The organism is Actinocorallia libanotica, assembly GCF_039525175.1.
In the GTDB taxonomy this organism is placed as follows: Bacteria; Actinomycetota; Actinomycetes; order Streptosporangiales; family Streptosporangiaceae; genus Actinocorallia; species Actinocorallia libanotica.
Genome location: NZ_BAAAHH010000077.1, coordinates 9,266 through 14,443, shown reverse-complemented (window position 1 = coordinate 14,443; position 5,178 = coordinate 9,266). Strand labels below are relative to the sequence as shown.

Sequence of the window (5,178 nt, the reverse complement as noted above, 5' to 3'; positions counted from 1 at the left end):
CCGCCGAGGCCGCCCGGCTGCACGAACTCGCCCAGGACCCGATGGTGCGCGCCTACAAGGCCGCGAAGATGCGCCGCCTGTTCGTGGGCGTCCTGGTGTCCGCGCTGGTGCTGGCGCTGTCCTGGTCGACCGCAGGCGTGCAGGCCTTCGCCGCCGACGGCGCGAAGGCCTGGACCGCGGCGTGGCTGTTCGCCTGGCTGGTGGAGCCGTTCATCTCCCTGGCGCTGCTGGGCGTGGTCGGCTCGCGGGCCTACCTGGCCGTGCAGGGCACGCCGCTGACCGGTGAGGCCGAGACCGTCACCAAGCGGATCGAGTGGCTCTTCCTCGGCCTGAGCCTGGGCATGAACGCCTACCCCTACCTCCCCGGGATCGCCGCCCCGTTCGAACTGCACCGCCTGGTGCTGCACGTGCTGGGCCCCATCGTCGCGGTCGCGGTCGTGCTGTACCTGCCGGTCCTGCTGCGCGGCTTCACCGACCTGAACTTCGGCACCGGCGAGGCCTCGGCCGAGGGCCCGCACAAGGGGGGTACTCCCGGCGCGTACAGGGAAAACGCCCGTACCCCGTACCCCCGTACCCCCCCGGTCCGGACCCCCAACATCGAGGCCCTGGCGGCCCGGGTGCGGGCCCTGATCGCCGCCGGGGAGCTGGCGCCGGACCCCGGAATCCACAAGATCCGCGCCGCGCTCAAGCCGATGCCGTGCAGCACCGACACCGCCCGCGCCATCAAGAACGCCCTGTAACCCGACTCGAAAGGAGAACGACCGATGAACCAGAGTCCTCAGCGCTGGTCCGGGGAGATGCTGGACGACCCCGAGATGGTGGAGGCCTACACCATGCAGCTGCGCGGTGTGCTGTCCGAGCACGCCGAGCGGGTGGCCCGCATCCGCCGGGACGCCGAGGCCATGTGGGCGGCCAACCCGCCCGCCGGCTACTCCTCGTTCGAGGCGTGGTGGCGGCACCGCTGGCTGACGGGGCCGTTCCGCGAGATCCAGGAGCACCTGGAGGCCGCCGCCGCGCTGACGTTCAAGCTGGAGGCCCGCTACCGGCGCGGCCGCCACGAGATCCCCGCCGAGCGCCAGGCCGCCCGCGCCCAGGCCGAGGCCCGGCCCGCCCTGGGGCGCGGCGCGGCCCCGGCCCGCCAGGCCGCCGACGCGCCGAACCTGCCGACGGCCGGCCGCAAGCCGAGCCCCGCTTCGTTCCTGGACGCCGTCCGCGAGGGGCGGTCGGCGTGACCAAGGCCAAGCCGATGAGCCCCCAGATGCGCCGCCTGCACAACCTGGCGGCGTTCTGGGACGCCAAGTTCAAGGCCTGCACGACGGACGCGGCCCTGGCCCGGGTGTGTTTCGACCGGGCCAGGGCCGCGGCCAGGCGGGCCCAGGACCGCGGCGAGAGCAGCGCGATGCACGACCTGGCCGCGCTGCTCGCCGAGTGGGCCCAGCGCCTGGAGGACGCCGAGAGGCGTCACGCAGCGTGAAGCACATGTGCATGTTCATCCGCCGTCTGCGGGCCCTTCGGGGCCCCCAAGGCGCGGCGCGCGACGCGCGCGGCGCGCGAGTATGCCCGATCCGGTCACTGACTGCAACCCCTGAGAGGAGGGGAATATGAGCGACAACCACGAGGGCGGCGACGTCGTGCCGTTCCCCCGCCCGCTGCTGCCGGGATCCCTGGACGCCCCCTCGGCGCAGCCGCCCGCGCCCGCGCCCGCCCCGCCCGCCGACCCCGCCCCGGCCGCGCCGTCGGCGAGCGGGCCGGTCGTCCCCCGCATGGACGCCGGGCCCGAGATGGCACCGCCGCTGCACCTGACGATGCCGCGCGGCGGCCAGGACGACGACGAAGGGCCCGAGGGGGAGTTCCTGCCGCCCGCCCCTGCCGACCCCGAGCGCCCCACCGCCGGCGACACCGCGGCGGCGATCCTGGCGCTGATGACGGCGCTGGGCATCGCCGGGGCGCGCGGCCTGTGGCAGGCCGCCGAGCTGCGCCGCCAGAAGCTGCGCGCCGCCCGCGCCAACGCCGATGCCGCCCGCGCCGCGGCCGACAAGGCCAGGGCCAAGCACACCGCCACCTCCTCCTCCCACCCCGCGAGCGGCGGGGCGAAGGCGGGCCGGTCCGGCGGGGGCGGCGGCGGGGGTTCCCGCTCGCCGCTGCTGGGCGGTGGCGGCAGCGGCCGCAAAGCCTCCTCCGGCGGCCCGGCGGGCGCTTCTGCGGGCCGTACGGCCACCACCGCAGGCAAAGCCCCGGGAAAGAGCGGTACGGGCTCCCACGGCGCTCACAGCGCCGCCAAGCCCGGTCCCTGGGCGCGGGTGCGCGAAGCGCGGGTGCGTCGGGCCGCGGAGAAGGCCGAGGCCGCCCGCCGCGCCGCCAAGGCCGCCAAGAAGGCCGCCAAGAAGGCGGAGAAGGACGGCACGGCGGACACCGCCGAGACGGCGGGCAAGGTGAGCTGGGCCGACCGTGCGCGGTCCGGTCTCGGCGGCCTGCGCGAGCGCGCCCGCCAGGCCCGCGCCGAGCGCCGCGCCAAGAAGCAGGCCGCCGCGGCCGAGGCCGAGGAGGCCGCCCGCCGCAACGCGCCCCCGGCGGGCACCGCGGCGCTGAACGCCCCGGCCGCCAAGCCGCGCTGGTGGCGACGGGCCTGGGCGAAGCTGCGCGAGGACAAGCCGCAGGAGGACGAGGCCGCCACCGTCGGCGGCGGCCAGGAGGGCCAGGGCGCGCCGCACAGCACGCCCCAGGACGGGCCCCGGGATGAGCCCCGCGCCCAGGAGCGGACGCGCCCGAACACCCCGCCCCCGCCGCCGGGCGGCTGGGAGCGGATGCGGCCGCCGCCGGCCGCCGACCGCAGCGTGCGCATCACCGTCGAGCGCGTCGACGCCGAGCCCGCCGCCCGTCCCGAGCCCGCCCAGATCGGCCCGGCCCGGCCCGCGCTGGGCCCCGCACCGGCCCCGGCACCGACCACACCCGAGAAAGGAGCGCGTTTCGTGAGCACACCCGTTAGGAGCACGCAGTACGGCGATGCGGAGCTGACCGTCTACGACGTCATCGACGCCGACGCCGACGCCGCCGAGGAGATCGCCGAGGGCGCGGTCGCCGCGGCCGCCACCGCCGAGGGCTGCGACCGGCTGTACCGGCAGCTGGAAGTCGTCGCCGCCGCTGTGGCCGACCTCCAGGTGCCCGGCGTGCTGGCCGGGATGCTCGCCCGGCTGATGGACCAGACCCAGTCGGTCAAGGCCAAGGCCGAGGCGATCGCGGCGACGCTGCCCACCGCGGCCGAGGCCGTCGCCACCGCCGGCGCCAACGCCGCCGCCCGCCACCAGCCGCTCGCCGACGCCGTCCGCGACGCCGGACACACCCGCCCCGCCGAGCGCGAATACCACGAGGAGTAGACATGACCCAGATCGAGAAGGCCGCCGGGCAGCAGGTCGAGCAGGGCGGCGAGGGCCTGGGGATCGTGCGGTTCACGCTCCTGGTCGCCGAGCTGGCCACCGCGGGCGCCAAGCTGGCCGGGCTGTCGGAGACGGTGCGCGGCACCTACCGCTATGTCGAGGGCTGCGCGGAGTCCGTGGAGCGTCTCGCCGACCAGATGGCCGCCCTGTCCGTCGACGCCGACACCGTCGCCGAGCACCGCGAGGCCGCCGCCGTGATGCGCGCCGCGCTGGACATCGCCGACGCCATGGCCGCCGGATGCGAGGACCTCGCCGCCCTGTTCGCCCAGGCCTCGGAAGCCCACCAGGCCGATTACGGGTCCGTGGCCGAGGCCGCCCAGGCCCTGACCGTCCCCATGGCCGACGCCCAGTTCTACTCCAACCGGTGAGGAGCACGACCATGGAGCGACTGACCATCGACCTGTCCGATGCCCCCCAGCTGCAGGACGCGCGCCGCCGCATCGACACCGTGCGCGACCGCACCGGCCGGGCGGCCACCGTCGCGGCCGCGGCCGCCGCGGGCGTGGTCCTCTTCGCCCCGGAGACGGCCGGGCCCGCCCTGCTGGCGACCAGCGCGGCCACCGTCGGCGGCCTGGCCACGCTGTGGCTGGGCCAGCCTCCCGGCCACCAGCGCGCCACCACCACCGCCCTGTACCTGATGCCCGGCCTGTCCCTGTCCGTCCTGCTGGTCGCCGAGCGGCTGGTCGCCGGGATCCACTGGGGCGAGGTCCTGGGCGCGGTCGTCTGGACGGCCGCCACCTGGCTGCTGCGCCCGGCCCGCACCGCCCGCCGCATGGTCTCCCCCGCCCCCGCCCCCGTCGCGGCGGCGGGGGAGGTGGAGGCGTTCGACGCGGCGCCTACCGAGCACCTGCACCCGGTGGCCGCGTGGTGGACCCAGCACGCCGCCGGCGCCAAGGGCGCCGCGCCCGGCACCGTCCTGGAAGAGGTGACGCGGACCGGCGAGGACTCCATGACCGCGGTCATCCGCGCCGCCGTGCCCGGCGAGCCCGTCCCCGACGTCTCCATCCGCCGCCTGTCCGCGCTGATGGACATCCCCGAAGACCTCATCAAGGTCTCCCCGGTGCCAGGCCGCGGCGCCGGGGTGCGCCGCCTGAGCATCGGCGCGGCCGAGAAGGCCGCCGACCCGGCCGCGCTGTGGACCTCGCGCATCGCCCCCAAGGGGATGCCGGGCGCGGTCCTGACCGGCATCAACATCAACGGCCGCCCCGTCGACCTGAAGGAGCACTGAGATGAGCGTCCTCGCCCCCGCCGCCGGTGAAGTGGTGGAGCTGATGCTGGAGGTACCGCAGGGCCAGGTCCTGGAGTACAACCTGCCCGCCCTGTGCTCCGCGCTGGACATCGCCGACCCGACCCGCATCGCGGTGGAGACCGACGGGCTGCGGCGGGCCATCGTCACGATCTACCCGTCCAACCCGCTCGCCGAGGTCCGCGCGGTCACGGCCGAGGACCTGGTGATGGACCGGCACGGCCGCATCGCGGTGGGCGTCTACCACAACGGCCGCACGGTCAAGCGCCGCCTGTACGACCCCGCCACGGGCAGCGCCCAGCGGTTCCTGCTGTTCGGCACCACTGGCGCCGGGAAGTCCCGCACGCTGCAGCTGGAGCTGGCCGCCGAGAAACGCAACGGCATCGTCTCCTGGGTGTGCGACCTCAAGAACGGCCAGTCCGTCCCCGAGGCGAGGGACAACGTCGACTGGTTCGGGACCACGCCCGAAGAGGCCATCCTGATGCTGCGCGCCGCGGT

At 76.0% G+C, this 5,178-nt stretch carries 7 protein-coding genes; all 7 read left to right on the top strand.

Annotated features, from left to right (window positions below; genetic code table 11):
- A partial coding sequence (locus ABD140_RS39115; RefSeq protein WP_344247984.1) for a hypothetical protein occupies positions 1-740 on the top strand: 740 nt, incomplete at its 5' end.
- Between the two features lie 24 nt (positions 741-764).
- Positions 765-1,232, top strand: a complete 468-nt coding sequence (locus ABD140_RS39110) for a hypothetical protein (protein ID WP_344247982.1) — start codon at positions 765-767, stop codon at positions 1,230-1,232.
- On the top strand, positions 1,229-1,474 hold the full coding sequence (locus ABD140_RS39105) for a hypothetical protein (protein WP_344247980.1): 246 nt from the start codon (positions 1,229-1,231) through the stop codon (positions 1,472-1,474). The genes ABD140_RS39110 and ABD140_RS39105 overlap by 4 nt, the downstream gene beginning before the upstream one ends.
- Before the next feature lie 127 nt (positions 1,475-1,601).
- Positions 1,602-3,374, top strand: a complete 1,773-nt coding sequence (locus ABD140_RS39100; protein ID WP_344247978.1) for a hypothetical protein — start codon at positions 1,602-1,604, stop codon at positions 3,372-3,374.
- Between the two features lie 2 nt (positions 3,375-3,376).
- On the top strand, positions 3,377-3,802 hold the full coding sequence (locus tag ABD140_RS39095; protein ID WP_344247976.1) for a hypothetical protein: 426 nt from the start codon (positions 3,377-3,379) through the stop codon (positions 3,800-3,802).
- An 11-nt stretch (positions 3,803-3,813) separates the two neighbouring features.
- Positions 3,814-4,662, top strand: coding sequence for a hypothetical protein (locus ABD140_RS39090; protein WP_344247974.1), 849 nt, complete (start codon positions 3,814-3,816; stop codon positions 4,660-4,662).
- Position 4,663: 1 nt separating this feature from the next.
- The coding region (locus tag ABD140_RS39085) for a hypothetical protein (protein WP_344247972.1) at positions 4,664-5,178 on the top strand (515 nt) is incomplete at its 3' end.